This window comes from Aliihoeflea sp. 2WW, assembly GCF_000497755.1.
GTDB lineage: Bacteria > Pseudomonadota > Alphaproteobacteria > Rhizobiales > Rhizobiaceae > Aliihoeflea.
The window spans coordinates 134,382-153,464 of record NZ_AYOD01000021.1 but is presented as its reverse complement, the minus strand read 5'-3'; the positions used below and the strand labels follow the sequence as shown (position 1 = coordinate 153,464).

The following is a 19,083-nucleotide window of genomic DNA, read 5'->3' as shown; positions in this document are numbered from 1 at the left end:
GTGATCCTGATTGGCATCGCGGTCAAAGCGGCGATGCTTCCCTCCCCGCACCGGGGGGAGGGGAAATGGCACATGCGACTTCCGCGTCGCCCGGCCCTTCGCTATGGCTCCGGGCGTTCGTCGCTTGAAAAGCCAAATCGTTGGCTTTTCATCCGCTGCGCGGAACGCTCCTCCGGCCGGCGATCCGCTGCCTTCGGCAGCGCCCCGGCGTTCGGAACCTTGCATCGTGCCACTGGCACGACGCATTCGCTCACGCGAACCGGTTCCTCACCCCCAGCACTTATCCAGTCCCTCGGCCGAGTCGATGGACTCGACCCCATCGGCCGGTGCGTCGGTGATCAGGGTGACGCCGGTGTCGAAGAAGTCGAGGCCTTCGGTCGGCGCGGGCTTCTCGCCGGTCTCGGCGAATTTGGCGATCGCCTCGATGCCCAGCGCGGCCATGTCGAGCGGGTATTGCTGCGAGGTCGCGCCGATGATGCCTTCGGAGACGTTCTGGACGCCCGGGCAGCCGCCATCGACGGAGACGATCAGCACGCCCTCGGTCTTGCCGAAGGATTTCAGCGTCTCGTAGGCGCCGGCGGCGGCCGGCTCGTTGATCGTGTAGACGACGTTGATGTCGGGGTCCTGCTGGAGAAGGTTCTCCATCGCGGTGCGCCCGCCTTCCTCGTTGCCGTCGGTCACGTCATGGCCGACGATGCGCGGGTCGTCCTCGTCGCCGATCCGGTTCTCGTCCTTGATGTCGATGCCGAAGCCGCTGAGGAACCCCTGGTCGCGCAGGACGTCGACCGACGGCGCGCTGGGGGCGAGGTCGAGGAGTGCGATCTTGGCGTTTTCGGCTTCTGCGCCAAGCGTCGCGGCGGCCCATTGGCCGATCAGCTCGCCGGCCTTGAAATTGTCGGTGGCGAAGGTGGCGTCGGCGGCGTCGATCGGCTCGAGCGGCGTGTCGAGCGCGATGACCAGGATGCCGGCGTCGCGCGCCTGCTGGACGACCGGCACGATGGCCTTGGTGTCGGAGGCCGTGAGCAGGATGCCCTTGGCGCCGGACGCGATGCAGCTTTCGATCGCCTGGACCTGCGTCTCGTGGTCGCCGTCGATCTTGCCGGCGAAGGTGGAGAGCTTGACGCCGAGTTCCTGCGCCTTGGCGGTCGCGCCTTCCTTCATCTTGACGAAGAAGGGGTTGATGTCGGTCTTGGTGATGAGGCAGGCCGAGACCTCCTCCTGCGCGGCGGCGGGGCCGGCCAGCATCAGGGCAAGCGGCGCGGTTGCGGCCAAAGCAAGCTTGAGCGTCGTTTTCATCGCGAAAATCCTCCGTTGAACTGACCGCCACCTCCTGGCGGAACCATTGCGCGGTCCGTCGAACGGCCATCGTAATCTGCCGTCAGGGAACCACCATCGGCTTTGAGAGTCAATTAATAAATCAATCTAATTTATAATTGACGCTCGCCGTGCCAAGCTGCATGGTCGCAACGTCGCTTGGGAGGGCGCATTGCTGGACGATCCGCACACGACATCACAGCTTGAGCCGCAGCTTCGCGGCTCCAACCAGTCGGGCATGCGCGCCTGGAACGAGCGGCTCGTGCTGTCGATCCTGCGTCGCCAGGGACCCATGTCGAAGGCCGACATCGCCCGCGTCACCGGACTTTCGACGCAGACCGCCTGGGTCATCATCCGGGCTCTCGAGAAGGACGGGTTGCTCGAAAAAGGCAAGCCGCAGCGCGGCCGTGTCGGCCAGCCTTCCGTGCCGATGTCGCTTGCGCCTGATGGCGCTCTCTTCCTCGGCCTCAAGATCGGCCGTCGCTCGAGCCAACTCGTGCTGATGGATTTCGTCGGAACGATCCGCGCGCGGCGCACGCTCATTTATCGCTGGCCGACACCGGGCAGCGTGCTCGAATTCGCCCATTGCGCGATCGATGCGGTCGTGGCCGAGGTCGCGCCGGACCTTCGCTCGCGCATTGCCGGTCTCGGCGTCGCGATGCCGTTCCAGCTCTGGCAATGGTCCGCACGCATCGGCGCGCCGCCGGCCGATCTCGCCGGCTGGGAAACGCTGGACATCCGCGCCGAGCTCGCCCGCGCCTATCCCTTTCCGGTCTTCCTGCAGAACGACGCCTCGTCGGCCTGCGGCGCCGAGCTGATATTCGGCGACGAGGTGCCGGCCGGCGATTTCCTCTATTTCTATGTCGGCTATTTCATCGGCGGCGGCATCGTCCTCGACGGGCAGCTCTATACGGGCCGCAGCGGCAATGCCGGGGCGGTCGGGTCGATGCCGGTGCGCGGCGAGGATGGCCGCACCGTCCAGCTCATCGAGCGCGCGTCGATTTCCGGGCTGGAGGAACTGCTGGAGGCGGCGGGCCGACCGGCAGAGAGCCTTTGGGAAACGCCGGCGGCATGGGACGTCGATGCCGCCATTCTCGATCGCTGGATCGAGGCGGCGGGGCAGGGCATCGCCGATGCGGCGCTCGCCGCGGTCGCGCTGGTGGATTTCGACGCCGTCATCATCGACGGGTCGATGCCGGCGGATGTGCGTAGGCGGCTCGTCGAAGTCGCCGAAGCGCGGATGCGCGGCCATAATCTGTCGGGCATTGCCGAGCCCGATTTCGGCGAAGGCTCGCTCGGGCCGCAGGCGCGCACGCTCGGCGCGGCCGCGATCCCGCTTTCCGAGCGCTTTCTCGTCGACCGGAGCGGGCTGGCGATGGCAGGGTGATGGCCCGCGGCGGATGCCGCCGCGAGCCTTTTCGTCGGATCAGGAATAGATCCAGCGCGGCAGCCAGGTGGCGAGGCCGGGGAAGATGAACATGATCGCCAGCGCCGTGATCTGCAGGCAGACGAACGGAATGACGCCCTTGTAGATCATGCCCGTCGTCACGCTCGCCGGCGCGACGCCGCGCAGGTAGAAGAGCGAGAAGCCGAAGGGTGGCGTCAGGAACGAGGTTTGCAGGTTCACGCCCACCATCACGCCCAGCCACACCGGATCGACGCCGAGGTTCAGCAGGATCGGCGCGGTGATCGGGATCACGATGAAGATGATCTCGAACGTGTCGAGGATGAAGCCGAGCAGGAACATGATCGCCATCACGACGATCACCGCGCCGATCGTCCCGCCGGGAAGGCCCGACAGGAATTCGTGCACCAGATTGTCGCCGCCCATCAGGCGGAAGACGATCGAGAACACCGACGCGCCGAAGAGGATGATGAACACCATCGAGGTGATCGTCGCCGTCGAGATGACCGCTTCCCGGACGATGCGGAAGGAGAGCCTCCACCGCAGCGCGGCCAGGATCATCGCACCGACCGCGCCGACCGAGGCCGCTTCCGTCGCGGTCGCGATGCCGCCGAGGATCGAGCCGAGCACGGCGATGATCAGGAGCAGCGGCGGAATCAGCGCGACGACGACCTCACGGCCGAGGTTCTTCTTCTCCTCAGGCGGCACCGGCGTCGCCGGGCAGGACTTCGGGTCGAAGATCGCCTTGAAGACCATCCAGCACAGGTAGAGGGCGACCAGCAGGAAGCCCGGCAGCACGGCGCCGGCGAACAGATCGCCGACCGAGACGGGTGAGGGCGCGAAGTTGCCCTTGGCCATCTGCACCTGCGCGTTGATGCCCGAGAGCATGTCGCCCATGAAGATCAGCACCGTCGAGGGCGGGATGATCTGGCCGAGCGTGCCCGAGGCGCAGATGACGCCGGACGCGAGGCGTGGGTCGTAGCCGGCACGCAGCATGGCGGGCAGCGAGATCAGGCCCATGGTGACGACGGTCGCGCCGACGACGCCCGTCGATGCCGCCAGCATCGCGCCGACGAGGATCACCGAGATGCCGAGACCGCCGCGCATTTTGCCGAACAGCTTGCCCATCGTCAGCAGCAATTGCTCGGCGATCTTGGAGCGCTCGAGCATGACGCCCATGAAGATGAAGAGCGGCACCGCGACCAGCACTTCATTGGTCATGAAGCCGATATAGCGGTTGGCCAAAGCGCCGAAATTCGACGGGTCGAAGACGCCGAAATACATGCCGACCGCGCCGAACATGAGCGAGACGCCTGCCAGCGAGAAGGCGACCGGGAAGCCAAGCATGAGAAAGCCGATGATGCCGAAGAACATCGTGCCGGCGAGGATCTCGCCAAGAAGTATCGGGTCCATCAGTGGGAGCTCCCGTCGGATTCATAGCGCAGGTCGGCGGGGAGCAGATGCTCGCTGTTCGACAATACGAGGATGGAACGCAGCGCCATGGCGAGGCCCTGAAGGGCGACCAGCACGACGAAGGCGAGGATGAACGTCTTGAGGATGAAGAGCCCCGGCATGCCGCCCGGATTGGCCGACGCCTCGTAGATGCGCCACGACCGGGCGACGAACGGATAGCCGTAGACCCAGACGATCCAGCAGAAGGGAACGAGGAAGATGAACACGCAGATCAGGTCGATCAGCGCCTTCGTCTTCACCTTGGCGGGGCGATAGAATATGTCGACGCGCACATGGTCGTTGCGCAGCAGCGCGAAGCCGGCGACGGCGGTGAACATCGCACCGTTCAGCCAGACATAGAGGTCCTGCATCCAAAGATGCGTGGTCGCGAAGAAGTAGCGCTGCACCACGACGGCGAAGCAGACGAGGACGATACCGAGCGCCAGCCATGAAAAGACATGACCGACCAACCGGTTGATGGCGCTGAGCGCGCGCACCAGGAAAGCCAGTGTAGACATGAGGGATATACCTTGCCGGGCGGAGCCGCAGCTCCGCGAAAACCGAGGATTGTCAGGCTCGGTCGGCGGCAGGCGGTGCGCGCGGAAGCGTGTCCGGCGGGCTCGTGAATGCGTGCGCGGCCTGACGGCTGGGCGGCTGCGGGCGGGTCCCGGCACCATCGATGCGCGCGATGCGCGGCGCGACGAAATCGCCGCCATCTCCGGCCGGGATGTCGAAATCGCCGTGCTTGGCCAGACAGGCGACGCAGATGCGGATCGTTTCGGCGCGCGGAAGCTGCTCGCCGATGCTGTTCATGGCGATCGGCTCGCCATTGGCGGCGGCGCGCATGCGCGGCTGGTCGAAAAGACAGAAGGCGACGATCAGGACGAGCGCCAGGAAGCGCAGCATCAGCGCGGGTCCGCGCTGCGGGCGATCTGTAGCCAGGCTCTGGATCGAGATGCTGTTCATCACTGCGAAATACGCGCCAACGGGCGACTTCATCCGGATCGTCCGGGCGAAATCTCCCGCGACCCTATTCACGGCAAACAGCCCACCGCAAGCAGGGAAACGCTGGTCCGCGCACCTTTCCGCCGAATCTCGCGCTGCGTGACCTTGAAACATCGTCAGATGGCTTATCTATAGCGCGTCCAAATCCACGCGGGCGGCCGATGATGCTGCCAGTTTCACGGAGACCTGAATGGAAACCTGGCTGCCGCTCATCGCAGGCCTCGTCATGCTCGTCATCGGCGGCGAGCTTCTGGTTCGCGGAGCCGTCAAGGTTGCCAGCAACATGGGGGTCTCACCGCTCGTCATCGGCCTGACGCTGGTCGGCTTCGGCACCTCGACGCCCGAACTGGTGACGTCGGTCCAGGCCGCGCTGAACGGTTCGCCGGGCATCGCCTTCGGCAACATCGTCGGCTCGAACATTGCCAATCTTCTCCTGATTCTGGGCATTTCCGCATTGATCACGCCGATTGCCATCGCGTCGGGCGCGTTGCGGCGCGACGGTGCGGTGATGGTTGCGGTCGCGGTCGTCTTCACGGTGCTCGCGCTGACCATGCCGCTCGGCCGCGCCGTCGGCATCGCCTTCCTCGCTGCGCTGGCGGCCTATATCTTCACGGCCTTCCGTCAGGAAAGCGGCGGTACGCCCGATCATGGCGCCGCGCATGGCAAGTCGGCCGCCGCGCAGGGCGTCGATCCGGCGCTGACGGCCGGCTCCGGCGGCTCGACCCTCATGGGCCTCGTGACCGCCGTCGTCGGGCTCGCCATCGTGGTCGGCGGCGGCTACTTCCTCGTCAATGGCGCGGTCGCCATCGCGCGCTCCTACGGCATTTCGGAAACCGTCATCGGCCTGACCATCGTCGCGATCGGCACGTCCATGCCCGAACTCGTGACCTCGCTCGTCGCCGCCTTCCGCAAGCAGGCGGACGTCGCCTTCGGCAACATCATCGGCTCGAACATCTACAACATTCTCGGCATCGGCGGCGCGACCGTTCTGATCGCGCCGAGCGAAGTGCCTGCGGAAATCGCCACTTTCGACAATTTCGTCATGGTCGCCGCATCGCTGCTGCTGGTGGTGCTGGCCTATACCGGGCGCAGGATCGCACGGTGGGAGGGGGCGCTGCTGCTCGCCGGCTACGTCGCCTACATGGCCTTCCTCTGGCCGACAGGGAGCGCAGCCTAGAGGATCGTCGCGGCGATCAGCCAAAGAAGCGCGGTGATGCGGGCAAGGTCGCGCCAGACGGGCGTCGCCTGCTCGGCTGCCTTCCAGACACCCATCGTCACCAGCACATTGTAGGGCAGCGGCGACAGGAAGACGAAGACGCCGAGCGCCGTCGGCGCGTCGCCGGCGAAGACCGCCAGCGCCACGGCGGTGCTGGCGACGGCGAGCACGGTGCCGACAAGCATCATGTCGCGCCAGAAGACGGTGCCGAGCGGCACCGTCCCGTCGATACGCTCGCGGATATAGGCGCGGATCATGAAGCGTCAGATGTCGAAGTCGCCGAAATCGCCGCCATCCATGCCGGGGTCCTCGAAATCGGCTTCCGTCTCGTCCACGCCTGCATCGGCAGCCTCGGCGTCGCCGGCCAGCATGCCGCCGAGCATGTTGGCGAGAATTACGCCGCCGGCCACGCCCATCGCGGTCTGCGCGGCTCCCGCCAGGAACCCGCCGCCCGAGCGGCCCTGCGCGGCACGCGCCGGCATGGCAGGTGCGCCCATCGGCGAGCGGCCGACGCGGGGCACGGAGCCACGCGCGTTCGGCGACGCGCCGCCGAAAAGGCCGCCGAGAAATCCGCCGGAGCCCTGCGACGCGCTCGATTCGAGTTCGGCGATGCGGGCCTGCGCAGCCTTCAGCGCCTCTTCCTGCACGACGATGGTCTGCGCCATGTAATAGGGCGCGCCCGGCTGGCGGGCGATCCGATCGCGGATGAAGTTCTCCGATTCACCGTCGCGCGGCTGCCCCTGCCGTTCCACCTCGGCAAGCTTGCCGAACAGATCCTCGATTGCCTGCTGGTCGTTGCGGTCCATAGCGCTCTCCTTCCATTTGTCCGACATCTGAATTCGCGGGCTCGTGCTTTCGATCCCGCGCCATTCTTCGAAAAGCATATAGGTGGTCTTTCGGCCCGCTGCCGAAATCGTCTAAGGAAGGCCGCAAGATGCGGCTGGAGGACGAGATGAAGCAACTGACGATCAGGCGGCCGGACGATTGGCACCTCCATCTGCGCGACGGCGCGGTGCTGGAGGCCGTGACGCCCGACACGTCCGCCCATTTCGCCCGCGCGATCGTCATGCCCAATCTCGTGCCGCCGGTGGTGACGACGACAGACGCCGAGGCGTACCGTCAGCGCATCCTCGCAGCTATCCCCGCCGGCCACGACTTCACGCCGCTGATGACGCTCTACTTGACCGAAGGCACCAGCGCCGACGATGTCGAGGCGGGCTTCCGCTCCGGTCTCGTCACCGCCGTGAAGCTTTATCCGGCCGGCGCGACGACCAATTCGCAAAGCGGCGTGCGCGACATTGGCAAGGTCATGCCGGTGCTCGAACGCATGGCGTCGATCGGCATGACGCTCTGCGTCCACGGCGAGGTCACCGATCCGTCGATCGACATCTTCGACCGCGAGGCGGTGTTCATCGAACGCGTTCTCGCCCCGCTGCGCGAGCGGCTGCCCGAACTGCGTATCGTCATGGAGCATGTGACGACGAGGAACGGCGTCGATTTCGTCAGTTCGCAGTCCGAGAACATGGGCGCGACGATCACCACGCATCATCTGATCATCAACCGCAACGCGATCCTCGCCGGCGGCATCCGCCCGCATTACTATTGCCTGCCCGTCGCCAAGCGCGAGGAACACCGGCTGGCGCTGCGCAAGGCGGCGACTTCAGGCGATGCGCGCTTTTTCCTCGGCACGGATTCGGCCCCCCATGTCGACCCGCTGAAGGAATGCGCCTGCGGCTGCGCCGGCATTTATTCCTCGCTCAACACCATGTCCTGCCTCGCCCACGTCTTCGAGGAGGACGGTGCGCTCGACCAACTCGAAGCCTTCGCATCGCTCAACGGGCCGGCCTTCTACCGCCTGCCGCCCAACGAGGCGACGATCACGCTCGAGAAGCGCGAGGCGGCGTGGGATTATCCAAGGAAGCGCAACACCGGCGCGGACGACATCACCGTCTTCGATCCGATGTTCCCGCTCCACTGGGTCGTCGCGTGAAGCTCTTCGACACCGACCATCCGTTCTTTCGCCCGCTGTGGATCAGGCTTCTCGTCTGCGCGGTCGCCGGCGGCTGGGCGATCTTCGAGTTCTCGACCGGTGCCACCGTATGGGGCCTGATCTTCGCGGCCTTCTTCGCCCTCTCGGTCTGGGGCTTTTTCGTCAATTTCAATCCCCGCGAGCCCGACTGACGCGTTGCGCCGGGCGCCCGGCCATGCTCCCTTCCGAACGTCGCGTGAATCGGGAGGTGATGCGTTGACGAATGAAGACCAGCCCGTACCGCGCGCGCCCGGTATCGATCCGCACATCGTCAGGCTCTCGTCCGGCCTCACCATGGCTGCGCTCTTCGCCAATGCCGTGCGCGGCGGGCCCGATCACGTCGCGTTGCAGGAAGGCGAGCGGCAGATCACCTATCGCGAACTCGACCGGCGCAGCAACCGCCTCGCGGGCCATCTCGCCGGCCTCGGCATCGCGCGCGGCGAGCGTGTCGCCATCGTCTCCGAAAACCGCTGCGAATATATCGAGACCTTCATCGCCTGCGCCAAGCTCGGCATCATCGCCGCCTGCCAGAACTGGCGGCTGGTCGATGCCGAACTGCGCCACTGCGTCAACCTCGTCGCACCGAAGCTGATACTCGCTTCCGCACGCTTTTCCGAACGCGCGGCAGCCCTTGCCGACATCGCACCGACGCTGGAATTCGGCGCCGCTTACGAGGCCGCACTCGCCGCTTCGAGCGAAGCGCCGGTCCCCGACTGCTGTGACGGCGAGGACGGGCTCGTCATACTCTATACGAGCGGCACGACCGGCATGCCCAAGGGGGCGCTGATCAGCCAGCGGGCCGAGATCGCGCGCGCCTATATCCAGATGACCGACATGTCCAACACGGCCGACGACGCCTTCGTCGCCTGGGCGCCGCTCTTCCACATGGTCTCGACCGACACGGTGTTCATGACGCTGATCCAGGGCGGCAAGGTGATCGTCACCGATGGGTTCGACGCCGGTCAACTCACGCGGATCGTCGCCACCGAAACGCTCGGCCGGCTGACGCTGATGCCCGGCATGATCACCGCATTCCTCGACGCCATGAAGGCGGACGGGCGGCCGGCGCGCGGCGTCAGGTGGGTGGGCGTCATGGCCGATCTCGTCCCGCGCGAGCAGCTTGCCGAGATCACGAGCGCGGTCGGCGCACCCTATCTCAACACGTTCGGCGCGACCGAGACCGGTTTTCCGCCGGCCTCGCTCTCGACCATCCCGGTCGGCGTGGTGCCGACCTCGCTCGACAAGCGCCAGAGTTCGTTCTGCCAGATCAGGCTCGTCGATCCCGACGGCCGCGAAGTGGCGGATGGCGAGCCGGGCGAACTTGCGATCCGCAGCCCCGCGCTCTTTTCCGGCTACTGGAACAATGAGTCGGCCAATGCAGAGGATTTCCGCGGCGGGTGGTTCCACATGGGCGACGTTTTCCGGCGCAACCCGGACGGCACGCTCTCCTTCGTCGACCGGCGCAAATATCTCATCAAGTCCGGCGGCGAGAACGTCTATCCGGCCGAGATCGAGCGCGTGCTCCTCGCCCAGCCGGGCGTGGCCGACGCGGTCGTCGTGCGCAAGCGTGATCCGCAATGGGGCGAGGTGCCGATCGCCTTCGTGGTGGCGAAAGCGAAGCTCGAGGCGGAGACGCTGATTGGGCGTTGTCGCGACGAAATCGCCCGTTACAAGGTGCCGAAGGAAATCCACTTCGTCGCCGATGCCGACCTGCCGCGCAGCACCACCGGCAAGATCATGCGGCACGAACTCGAAAAGCGCCTCACCGGCGGCAAGGGACAGGACTGATGATCGAACTCTACCACTGCGTGAACGCCCGTTCCTTCCGCCCGCTTTGGACGCTGGAGGAAATGGGCCTCGCCTACGCGCTCCACGTCCTGCCGTTCCCGCCACGCTACCTCGCGCCCGGCTACAAGGACATGAACCCGCTCGGCACGATCCCGCTGATGATCGACGGCGAGACACGGATGACCGAATCGAGCGCGATCTGCCATTATCTTGCGACCCGATATGGGCCGAGCCCGCTTGCCGTTTCACCCGACGAAGCGGATTACGGGGCCTATCTCAACTTCCTGCATATGGGCGAGGCGACGCTGACCTTCCCGCAGACGCTTGTCCTGCGCTACCGCCATTTCGAGGAGGAGGGGCGCCGCCTGCCGCAGGTGGCCGACGATTATGCACGCTGGTTCCTGGCACGCCTGCGCGCCGTCGACGCGCGGCTCGGCAACCGCGACTACCTCTGCGCCTGCCGCTTCACCGCCGCCGACATCTCGGTCGGTTATGCGTTGATGCTGGCGACGATGATCGGGCTCGAGACCGAATTCCCGGCGAATGTACGCGCCTATTTCGACCGCATCCGCGCACGCGACGGACATCGCCGCGCGCTGGAACGGCAGGCCGAGGGCGCGGACGCCCTTGGCCCCGTCGATGATTTCGGCCGTCCTCTCGCTTCGCTCGCGAAGGGCTGATCGGCCTTATTCGGCTGCCGTCGCGATCTTGTCCTGCGTCTTCGTGTCGAAGTCGCTCGCGTCGTGGCGTTCGTGCAATTGCGTCGCCGGATCGCCGAAGGCGCGGTTGACCATGCGGCCGCGCTTGACGGCGGGGCGGGCATAGATCTCGTCCGCCCAGCGCACGACGTTCTTGTAGTCCTGCACCTGCAGGAACTCGCCAGCCTCATAGAGCCAGCCCTTCACCAGCCCGCCATACCAGGGCCAGATCGCCATGTCGGCGATGGTATACTCCTCGCCGGCGATGAACCGACGTTCGGCAAGCTGCCGGTCGAGCACGTCGAGCTGGCGCTTCACCTCCATCGAGAAACGGTCGATCGGATATTCGAACTTCGCCGGCGCATAGGCATAGAAATGCCCGAAGCCACCGCCGAGGTAAGGTGCCGCGCCCATCTGCCAGAACAGCCAGGAGAAGCATTCGGCGCGCGCCGCCGGGTCGGTCGGCAGGAAGGCGCCGAACTTCTCTGCCAGATGCGTCAGGATCGCGCCCGATTCGAAAATGCGGATCGGCTTTTCGCCGCTGCGGTCCATCAGCGCCGGGATCTTCGAATTCGGATTGACCGCGACGAAGCCCGAGCCGAACTGGTCGCCGTCGTTGATCCTGATCAGCCAGGCGTCATACTCCGCGCCCTTGTGGCCGGCGGCAAGCAGTTCCTCCAGCATGATCGTGACCTTGACGCCGTTGGGCGTCGCCAGCGAATAGAGCTGCAGCGGATGCTTGCCGACAGGCAGTTCCTTGTCATGCGTCGCGCCTGCGATCGGCCGGTTGATGCTGGCGAAACGGCCGCCGCTTTCCTTGTCCCAGGTCCAGACCTTGGGCGGGGTATATTCGGTCATTCAAAAAACTCCGATCGATTTGCAATGCGCCGTCTCCGACGCGCATGGCGGCACGTTAACCACTCGAACCCGGCCTGTCTCTTTTGAAAAATTGAGCTGACGTCTGCGTGATCTGCCAATGACGGAGCCGCGAACGCGAACCGCACGACGGCCGCGCCGCATAGCGAACGCAGACGCGACCGACCCAAAATTCGATGGAAAACAGGTGGTAGCGGAGGACCGAAGCAGACGGTCCAGCCCCGCAGCGTGGCGCTTTTCTGCACGAGCATCCTACAAAAGCAACGCCCCCCGGAGGAACCGGGAGGCGTCATGTCAGCCAAAACACCAGAGAGCGGATTGACCGTAGCCGATCGGATCAGCCGCGCAATCGGGATTTGTCGGGGTGGGCTCACCAGAGCGCCAGCCCGCTTTCCGGAAATCGGCAATCGATGACAGAATGAGAAATGCCGACCGGCGGGAACCGATCGGCATTGAGAAAACAACGGGGCGTAGGAGGCCCGCGTCATGTTCGATAGTAGCAATTCCGCGCCGGAAGACAAGGCATCTCCCCTTCAACTGGCGTTCGCAGCGGGCAAGATCAAAGCCCATGCGCAGACCATAAAAGACCTCGCCTCTCTTCACGCGAAGGCCGCGATCCTAACTGACCCCGAAGGCTTCGCAGGGACCGAAGAGGAGCTTTCCGACCTCTCTCTTTGGGCTCGCACCGCGACAACGAAAGCCGCGACCAGCGTGTCGCCGACAGGAGCCGCCGTCCTTCCGAAGTGCGTGGTGGCGGACGCCGACCTCCCGCGTGTGGAGAACTGGCGAAAAATTCTGCGCGAGATCGGTCGGGCGCACGGCGACTGGTCCGCGCGCGGTACGCAAGGCCGCGTCGCTGACCTCCTCTATGACGTATGTTTCCTTCATCACCGATCGACAAGCGGACGGTGGAATGCCAACCTCTCTCGCTGGGAACGGTTTGGCGTCCGGTCGGTGGAGGGATGGCGTCGGGACATACCAGAACGCACGTTCCATCGGCTGAAAGATCGATTGATCGCAGACGGGTTGATCGAGGCACATTCTCATTTGTGGCGAGGCCGCACCCATCTTTGGGTCAAGCCGACCGATCAGCTATCGCGCATCCTATTCGAGGATGGCCGCTGGGACGCCGTGCGCGAGACATACGCGCCCAAAGTCCAGAAGCCGAAGCCCCCCAAGTCGCCAAACAAGCCGCGCGGCCTGTCGGCCCGTCATGCCGCGATCGAGGCCGAACTCATGGCGTTGTATCGTGCGACGGTGGCAACGTCTGGAACGGGTCTCGACACTGAACAGGCATGGGGCATATGGCACCGCTTGACCAAGCCAATCAAACTGAGTGCGAAGCACACGAAGACGGCCTTCGCACCGAAGGGGAGCCGTCGATATGCTCGGCTCTATGAGGCGCTTGGGCTAGGCTGGCAGTGAAGTTTAGAAATTTTGAGTGGCAGTTCGCTTCGTGCACCGTTTTCCCGAAAGTCAAAGCCCTGAAAGCCTTGTCGGATAAGGGTTTCGAGGCTCTTTTAGAAATCGAGTGGCAGTTCCAAAAGTAGATACATATTCAATTCTCTTATTCGGAATGAAGAATTGTAGACCAGTGCCGCTGATCGCGACACATTCGGGCTATCGCCGATTTCGGGGGATGTGCTTACGGGAAGACAATCCCTCCCGTAGGTCGGGACCATCCCCCCACCCCCCTTCCGCGACCCGGATCACGAGAGACCCACCCGCGTTGACGGGGCCGATCCAGCCGGCTATTCAGAAGATGCTTCATTGACGATCGTCAATCGAGCCGCAGGCCAGCGGCAAGCACCGTTCCAAACGAGATGCTTGCGACATGTGGCCATTCACGACGACCCCGAAGACAGACGCGCGAGCCGTGCAATCAATTGCACAGACCGATGAGGTTCGTTCGCTTGCGATCCCCGAGCCGTGGCTGGTCGAACTCTTTGGGGCCACGCCTGTCGCATCGGGCGTCACCGTGTCGCCCCGCAACGCTCTGTCCGTGCCCGCCGTACGCGCCGCTGTTGAACTGATCGCCGGGACGTGCGGCACGCTCCCGGTCAAGGTGTTCCAGCACGCCGACAACGGCGGCAAGGAAGTCGCCCGCGATCATCCCGCCCATGCCATCGCACACGATGCCGCCAACCCGTGGACCAGCGCCGGAGCGCTTCGATCCCAGATCACGGCCGACGCCATGCTGAACGGTGGCGGATACGCATACGCCAACCGCGCCTCCGATGGTCACGTTGTCGAACTGATCCGCCTCAAACCCGACGCCATGTCCGTAGAACTCGACACGGTGACCGGCGAACCCCGCTACAAGCTGAATGAAGGTCAGGGGCGACGGTTCTTCGATTTCCGCGACATCATCCATGTCGCCCCGCTGACTAGTCTCGACGGCGTGAATGGTGAAGCACCCATCCGCACCGCCCGCGAAGCCATCGGCCTCGCCATCGTCCTCGAAGCGCATGCGGCAAAGCTCTTCGCCAACGGTGGCCGACCCAGCGGCGTCCTGTCCTTCGCCAGAGCTTTGACCGCCGAGGCGAACGCAAAGGCCAAAGCCGCATGGCAGGCAATGACGCGCAGCGGTGGAACAGCGGTCCTAGACGGCGAAGCGAAATTCACGCCTTTGACCCTGACATCGGTCGATGCGCAGTTTGCCGAGATGCGTGCGTTTCAGATCGTGGAGATTGCCCGCGCGTTCAACGTCCCACCCACCTTCCTCGCTGATTTCTCCAGAGCAACGTGGTCGAACATCACAGAGGCCAACCGGCAGCTTGTGACGTTCTCGCTGATGCCATGGTTCCGGGCGTGGGAAGCCGCTTACCGTCGCGTCCTGCTCACCGACGAAGATCGCCAGTCGGGCGTCAGCATCGAATTTGTCGTGGACGGTCTGCTTCAGGGCAGTGCGTCCGAGCGCGCCGAAGCCGTCGCCAAGTGGCGAGCCGCAGGCGTCATGACCGCGAACGAAGCGCGCCGCCTCGAAAACCTCCCGGCCCAGCCGGACGGGGACAAGCTCGAAAACCCCTACACGTCGACGGGAGGTGGCACCAATGCCTGACACCCCGTCGCACGTCGCGTTCTTCGGTGATGCCGAGAAGACCTTCGCACTCCCTCCCGCGATGATCCTCGAACTCGAACGGGTCACGAATGCGGGCATCGGCGGATTGTCCCGTCGATTTTTCGCAGGCGAGTTCCGCCACCGTGAGCTTCTGGAAACCGTCCGGCTTGGTTTGATTGGTGGGGGCGAGAACCCGGAAGAAGCAGCCGCGCTGGTCGCCACCTACGCCGCGACGATGCCAGTCATGCAGCTTTACGCGCTGGCGCTGCCGATCATCGAAACAGCCATGTTCGGCGCAAACCCGACCAAGAAGAGGGGCAAGCGATGAAGACGCCCGACCTCGTGCAATCAATTGCACTGACCCCGTGCAATCAATTGCACGAAACCCGCGAAGCCATCCGCAGCGACACGCTTGATATGGTCGAGGTTCGTTTCTCGACCCCGGATGAAGACGGCACGATCGAGGGCTACGCGGTTCGGTTCAACACCGTCGACAGCTACCGCACGAGCTTTGATCGTAGCGCCTTCGCGTGGGAGGGCCGAAGCCTCCCGCTCTTGTGGTCGCACAATCCCGGCGATGTCGTCGGGTCCGTCCGCTCCATCGTCGTGGAAGACGCCGGCCTCAAAATCAGGGGCCGTCTCAACCTCGACGTACAGCGCGCCCGCGAAGTCCGTTCGATGCTTCAGGCGGGTGATATCGCAGGATTGTCGATCGGCTTCCGTCGTCTGAAGGACGAAGCCAGATCGGGGGGCGTCCGTCACATCACCAAGGCTGAACTCCGCGAAGTCTCATTCGTCGCCATGCCATCTGTCCCCGGCAGCGCCGTTACCTCCATCCGCACATCCGAAACAGGCCGCGTCACGAGCGCAGCGGCTTTCGTCAACGCATGCCGTACCGCCGCGCTCGCCTTGAAAGGAAAGAACTGACCATGACCCACCACCAGAAAATCGAAACCCGTTCGGCTCAGCCGATCGAAACCCGTTCCGAGGAGAACGACCCGCTCGCCGCCGCCACGCAGGCGGTGGAAGAGCTTCGTTCCGCTGCCGAACAGCATCGTGCCGACTTCGACACGCGCATGTCGACCGAGCTTCGCACCCGCGACGAACGCATTGCCGCGCTGGAAACTCGCCTCAATCGTCCTGGCACTCAGGAACAGCGCACGACCAACGAACCGGCACCTGAGACGCGGGCTTTCGGCGTCTACCTTCGCCGGGGTGCGGCGGCGCTGAATGGCGATGAACAGCGCGCCCTCACCGTCGCGAACGACACGAGCGCCGGCTATCTCGCTCCCGAGACCTACGGCAACGAAATCCTGAAGGCCGTCGCCGAGTATTCGCCGATCCGTCAGTTCGCCAAGGTCATCCAGATCGCCGGCCCGGAGATCAAATATCCGAAGCGCCTCACCGGCACCAATGCGCAGTGGGTCAGCGAGATCGAGGACCGGCCTGAGAGCACCCCGACATATGGTCAGTTGACCCTCGCACCGCACGAACTGGCCACGTTCGTGGAGGCCAGCAAGCAGTTGGTCGAGGATGCGGCCTATGACCTCGAAGCCAAACTTCGCGATGCCTTCGCTGAGGACTTCGGCGCGAAGGAAGGGGCCGCGTTCGTCAATGGCGACGGTAACGGCAAGCCGCGCGGCATCCTGACCGCCACCGGCATCCAGACCATCGTCACCGGCCACGCCTCCACGCTCGGCTCCGCTCCGGCTGACATGCTGATCGATGCGATGGCGAAGCTGCCGGCCATCCATGCGCAGAACGGTGCATGGCTCATGAACCGCACTGTGCTGGCAGGCGTCCGCAAGCTGAAGGACGCACAGGGCGCATATCTCTGGCAACCGTCCATTCAGCAGGGCCAGCCCTCGACCCTCTTGGGGCGTCCGGTCATCGAAGCCGTCGACATGCCGGGGGTTGCGGCGAACGCCTATCCGATCGTGTTCGGCGACTTCTCCGGCTACCGCATCGTAGACCGCGTCGGCCTGTCCGTGCTGGTCGACCCGTTCACCCGCGCGAAGAACGGCATCAACGTCTACCACGCCCGCAAGCGCGTCGGCGGCGATGTCACCCATCCCGACCGTTTCGTGAAGGTCCGCGTGGCGGCTTCCTGATCCTGACAACAGCGCGGCGGGTCAATCCCCGCCGCATCTCCCTCCATTCAGAAGGACCACCACCATGGGAATTACCGCAACCGCCAAGACCAAGGTCGGGATCGGCACCACGACGCCCTTCGCGACCGCCACCGAGTATGCAGGCGACACCTATGTGAGCATCGGCAACATTACCGATGTCGGCGAAGCCGGCTCGGAAGCCGAAGTCCTCGTCCGCAAGTACGTCGACCGCGATTTCACTCACAAGCTGAAAGGCTCCCGCGACAACGGCACCATGTCCCTCGTGGTTGACCGTGACAGCGGCGATGCCGGCTACATGGCACTGATCGCTGCCGAGAAGACGCCGCACGCCTATAACTTCTGTGTCGAACTCAACGACAAGCCGGCGACCGGCGCGTCCCCGCAGAACTCGAAGTTCTACTTCTCGGCAATCGTCGCCAGCGCCCAGAACGCTTTCGGTGGCGCGGATGATGTCGTGGCGACCACGTTCGCGCTCGCCATCTCTGGTCCGATCATTGAAGTCGCAGCTTCCGCGACTGCACCCTGATCGGATGATCCATGAAACTGGCGGATGACATCACGATCACCTTGGCCGGGGAGGAAATCATCCTCCACCCCGCTTTGCGTCATGCCATCCGCCTCGAACGTCGTCCCGGCTCATTCGCCAAGCTCATGGCAGAGATCGAGGATGACACCTTCGCCACGGCGCGGGAACTGATCGCCGATCACCACGACCATCCCGCTCTCGACTTTCAGGTGCTTGATGCGCTCCCCACGCTGAAAGAGCCGTTGCTGAGATACGTCGTCGCACTGACTGGCATCGATCCCGACGCGGGACCATCCGAGGGCAAGGCCAAGGCGAAGGCCGTCCCGTTCGCGGAACACCTCACGCAACTCTATCGGATTGGCACGGGTTGGCTTGGCTGGACCCCGGTCGACACGTTGGATGCGGCCCCTGCCGAGACCATCGAAGCGCATAAAGGCCGTGTCGAACTCCTGCGCATGATCTTCGGATCGGGAGAGAAGACCGGCCCCACAACCGACGATCGTCCCCTCAACGAGAAATTCCGCTCGATCTTCGCCTCACATGGCACGACGAAGGAGGCCGCATGACCAGCCCGACACAGTCTTGGCCGCACCTGATCCGAGAATTGATGGCCGCACAGAACATGTCAGAACGTGGTCTATCGGCTCGTGCGGGCGTGAACCGTGCGACCTTACGCCGGTTCCTGAAAGGGAGCGGGCCGCTCAACGTCATCAAACTCGAATGCGTGCTGGACGTCTTCGGGTATGAGTTGCACCTCTTCAAGCGTCCCGACAGCGAGGGCGCGTGACATGCCGATGAGCGCCCCGTCACTCAGGGCATGCGGATGCGTCGTCGCACCCGGCGACCGATGCCAGCATATGGTGCAGCGTGATCGGGAGCGGAAAGCAGCTTTCGATCAGACGCGGCCGACCGCTCGTCAGCGTGGGTATGACAGCAAGTGGGATCGGGAGCGGGTCGCATATCTGAAGGCGACCCCCCGATGCGTCATGTGCGGCGATCCCTCCCGTGTCGTGGATCACGTCCTTCCCCATCGCGGGGATAAGAAACTCTTCTGGTCCCGGTCGAACTGGCAGGCCCTATGCACGCCCTGTCACTCTAGCCGTAAGCAGCGGGAGGAAAGGCGATGAAGCGCAAACAGTACCCGTTCGAAGGCGAACGTCTCACGCTATCAGTCATTGCCAAGCGCACCGGCATGAACGCCGGTACTCTCTATAGCCGCGTGAACTATTACGGGATGTCCGTTCAGGACGCCGTCTCCCGGCCGATCACGCCGCGCCACCTTAGCAACCCCATCGGAAAGCCAGCTAGGCGTCATCTCTTCAAAGGTGAGATGCTGACGGTGGCGGAAGTCGCTGCCCGTGTCGGTGTCAAGGTTCAGACCTTGCGCTATCGCATGGCCCAGCATGGCGTCTCGCTGGATGAGGCAGTGACACAATCCAGCGCGATACATCCGACCCGATGGCTCGCACCTAGCCAGCCTAGCTCATCGCAGATGCTGATCGCCGAACGCCAACAGCGCCTGCGCAATCGTTACCTGATCCGTCGCATGGCGGGTGTCTTCGCCAAGGTGGAGGCGTGATC

Annotated in this window: 23 protein-coding genes; 16 read left to right on the top strand and 7 right to left on the bottom strand. The window is 64.4% G+C overall.

The genetic code is table 11. From position 1 onward, the window contains the following. Window positions 1-267 precede the first annotated feature (267 nt). Window positions 268-1,296, bottom strand: coding sequence for a sugar ABC transporter substrate-binding protein (locus ALII_RS0112525; protein ID WP_024587650.1), 1,029 nt, complete (start codon window positions 1,294-1,296; stop codon window positions 268-270). 190 nt (window positions 1,297-1,486) lie between these two features. Here ALII_RS0112525 and ALII_RS0112520 point away from each other — a divergent pair, with 190 nt between their 5' ends. Continuing rightward, on the top strand, window positions 1,487-2,701 hold the full coding sequence (locus tag ALII_RS0112520) for an ROK family transcriptional regulator (RefSeq protein WP_024587649.1): 1,215 nt from the start codon (window positions 1,487-1,489) through the stop codon (window positions 2,699-2,701). A gap of 39 nt (window positions 2,702-2,740) precedes the next feature. Here ALII_RS0112520 and ALII_RS0112515 read toward each other — a convergent pair whose 3' ends face one another. Genes ALII_RS0112515 through ALII_RS0112505 form a run of 3 tightly spaced genes read right to left on the bottom strand, consistent with a single transcriptional unit; the run spans window position 2,741 to window position 5,170 of the window. Further along, on the bottom strand, window positions 2,741-4,132 hold the full coding sequence (locus ALII_RS0112515) for a TRAP transporter large permease subunit (protein WP_024587648.1): 1,392 nt from the start codon (window positions 4,130-4,132) through the stop codon (window positions 2,741-2,743). Continuing rightward, the gene (locus ALII_RS0112510) at window positions 4,132-4,689 is read right to left on the bottom strand and encodes a TRAP transporter small permease subunit (RefSeq protein ID WP_024587647.1); all 558 of its coding nucleotides are present in this window, start codon (window positions 4,687-4,689) and stop codon (window positions 4,132-4,134) included. The genes ALII_RS0112515 and ALII_RS0112510 overlap by 1 nt, the downstream gene beginning before the upstream one ends. Before the next feature lie 52 nt (window positions 4,690-4,741). Further along, window positions 4,742-5,170, bottom strand: coding sequence for a hypothetical protein (locus ALII_RS0112505; RefSeq protein WP_024587646.1), 429 nt, complete (start codon window positions 5,168-5,170; stop codon window positions 4,742-4,744). A 196-nt stretch (window positions 5,171-5,366) separates the two neighbouring features. Here ALII_RS0112505 and ALII_RS0112500 point away from each other — a divergent pair, with 196 nt between their 5' ends. Beyond that, window positions 5,367-6,353 carry a calcium/sodium antiporter gene (locus ALII_RS0112500; protein ID WP_024587645.1) on the top strand — a complete coding sequence of 329 codons (987 nt, stop codon included), beginning with the start codon at window positions 5,367-5,369 and terminating at the stop codon, window positions 6,351-6,353. Here the strand turns inward: ALII_RS0112500 and ALII_RS0112495 are convergent. Together ALII_RS0112495 and ALII_RS0112490 are read right to left on the bottom strand one after the other, a co-directional pair. Beyond that, complete coding sequence (locus ALII_RS0112495; RefSeq protein ID WP_024587644.1) at window positions 6,350-6,649, bottom strand: hypothetical protein; 300 nt, start codon at window positions 6,647-6,649, stop codon at window positions 6,350-6,352. The two genes, ALII_RS0112500 and ALII_RS0112495, sit on opposite strands and share 4 nt — an antisense overlap. A gap of 6 nt (window positions 6,650-6,655) precedes the next feature. Then, window positions 6,656-7,198, bottom strand: coding sequence for a DUF2076 domain-containing protein (locus ALII_RS0112490; protein ID WP_024587643.1), 543 nt, complete (start codon window positions 7,196-7,198; stop codon window positions 6,656-6,658). A gap of 146 nt (window positions 7,199-7,344) precedes the next feature. Between ALII_RS0112490 and pyrC the strand changes: the two genes are divergently transcribed. The 4 genes from pyrC to ALII_RS0112470 all read left to right on the top strand — a co-directional run bounded on the left by pyrC (window position 7,345) and on the right by ALII_RS0112470 (window position 10,889). After that, window positions 7,345-8,382, top strand: a complete 1,038-nt coding sequence (gene pyrC / locus ALII_RS0112485; protein WP_024587642.1) for a dihydroorotase — start codon at window positions 7,345-7,347, stop codon at window positions 8,380-8,382. Beyond that, window positions 8,379-8,573, top strand: a complete 195-nt coding sequence (locus tag ALII_RS0112480; RefSeq protein WP_029660484.1) for a hypothetical protein — start codon at window positions 8,379-8,381, stop codon at window positions 8,571-8,573. Before pyrC ends, ALII_RS0112480 begins: the two co-directional genes overlap by 4 nt. Before the next feature lie 64 nt (window positions 8,574-8,637). Beyond that, window positions 8,638-10,209 (top strand): AMP-binding protein, encoded by a 1,572-nt coding sequence (locus ALII_RS0112475; RefSeq protein ID WP_024587641.1) that lies wholly within the window; start codon window positions 8,638-8,640, stop codon window positions 10,207-10,209. After that, window positions 10,209-10,889, top strand: coding sequence for a glutathione S-transferase family protein (locus ALII_RS0112470; protein WP_024587640.1), 681 nt, complete (start codon window positions 10,209-10,211; stop codon window positions 10,887-10,889). The genes ALII_RS0112475 and ALII_RS0112470 overlap by 1 nt, the downstream gene beginning before the upstream one ends. 6 nt (window positions 10,890-10,895) lie before the next feature. Here ALII_RS0112470 and yghU read toward each other — a convergent pair whose 3' ends face one another. Next, on the bottom strand, window positions 10,896-11,765 hold the full coding sequence (gene yghU, locus ALII_RS0112465) for a glutathione-dependent disulfide-bond oxidoreductase (protein ID WP_024587639.1): 870 nt from the start codon (window positions 11,763-11,765) through the stop codon (window positions 10,896-10,898). 504 nt (window positions 11,766-12,269) lie between these two features. On the opposite strand from yghU, the gene ALII_RS0112460 reads away from it, so the two are divergent. From ALII_RS0112460 to ALII_RS0112410, 10 genes are all read left to right on the top strand, one after another. Next, entirely contained in the window at window positions 12,270-13,208 is a 939-nt protein-coding gene (locus ALII_RS0112460; protein WP_024587638.1) for a hypothetical protein, read from the top strand. Window positions 13,209-13,659: 451 nt separating this feature from the next. Continuing rightward, window positions 13,660-14,844 carry a phage portal protein gene (locus ALII_RS0112450; RefSeq protein WP_029660481.1) on the top strand — a complete coding sequence of 395 codons (1,185 nt, stop codon included), beginning with the start codon at window positions 13,660-13,662 and terminating at the stop codon, window positions 14,842-14,844. Further along, window positions 14,837-15,172, top strand: a complete 336-nt coding sequence (locus tag ALII_RS0112445; RefSeq protein WP_024587636.1) for a gene transfer agent family protein — start codon at window positions 14,837-14,839, stop codon at window positions 15,170-15,172. Before ALII_RS0112450 ends, ALII_RS0112445 begins: the two co-directional genes overlap by 8 nt. Continuing rightward, window positions 15,169-15,771, top strand: a complete 603-nt coding sequence (locus ALII_RS0112440) for an HK97 family phage prohead protease (RefSeq protein ID WP_081718983.1) — start codon at window positions 15,169-15,171, stop codon at window positions 15,769-15,771. Before ALII_RS0112445 ends, ALII_RS0112440 begins: the two co-directional genes overlap by 4 nt. 2 nt (window positions 15,772-15,773) lie before the next feature. Continuing rightward, entirely contained in the window at window positions 15,774-16,955 is a 1,182-nt protein-coding gene (locus tag ALII_RS0112435) for a phage major capsid protein (RefSeq protein ID WP_024587634.1), read from the top strand. Window positions 16,956-17,019: 64 nt separating this feature from the next. Then, window positions 17,020-17,502: a hypothetical protein gene (locus tag ALII_RS0112430; protein WP_024587633.1), complete on the top strand. Its 483-nt coding sequence runs from the start codon at window positions 17,020-17,022 to the stop codon at window positions 17,500-17,502. Between the two features lie 11 nt (window positions 17,503-17,513). Then, the gene (locus tag ALII_RS0112425; RefSeq protein WP_024587632.1) at window positions 17,514-18,068 is read left to right on the top strand and encodes a hypothetical protein; all 555 of its coding nucleotides are present in this window, start codon (window positions 17,514-17,516) and stop codon (window positions 18,066-18,068) included. Next, window positions 18,065-18,289, top strand: coding sequence for a helix-turn-helix transcriptional regulator (locus ALII_RS0112420; protein WP_024587631.1), 225 nt, complete (start codon window positions 18,065-18,067; stop codon window positions 18,287-18,289). Before ALII_RS0112425 ends, ALII_RS0112420 begins: the two co-directional genes overlap by 4 nt. After that, entirely contained in the window at window positions 18,246-18,629 is a 384-nt protein-coding gene (locus tag ALII_RS22020) for an HNH endonuclease signature motif containing protein (RefSeq protein WP_348265983.1), read from the top strand. Before ALII_RS0112420 ends, ALII_RS22020 begins: the two co-directional genes overlap by 44 nt. Beyond that, window positions 18,626-19,081, top strand: coding sequence for a hypothetical protein (locus ALII_RS0112410; RefSeq protein WP_024587629.1), 456 nt, complete (start codon window positions 18,626-18,628; stop codon window positions 19,079-19,081). Before ALII_RS22020 ends, ALII_RS0112410 begins: the two co-directional genes overlap by 4 nt. Window positions 19,082-19,083 lie beyond the last annotated feature (2 nt).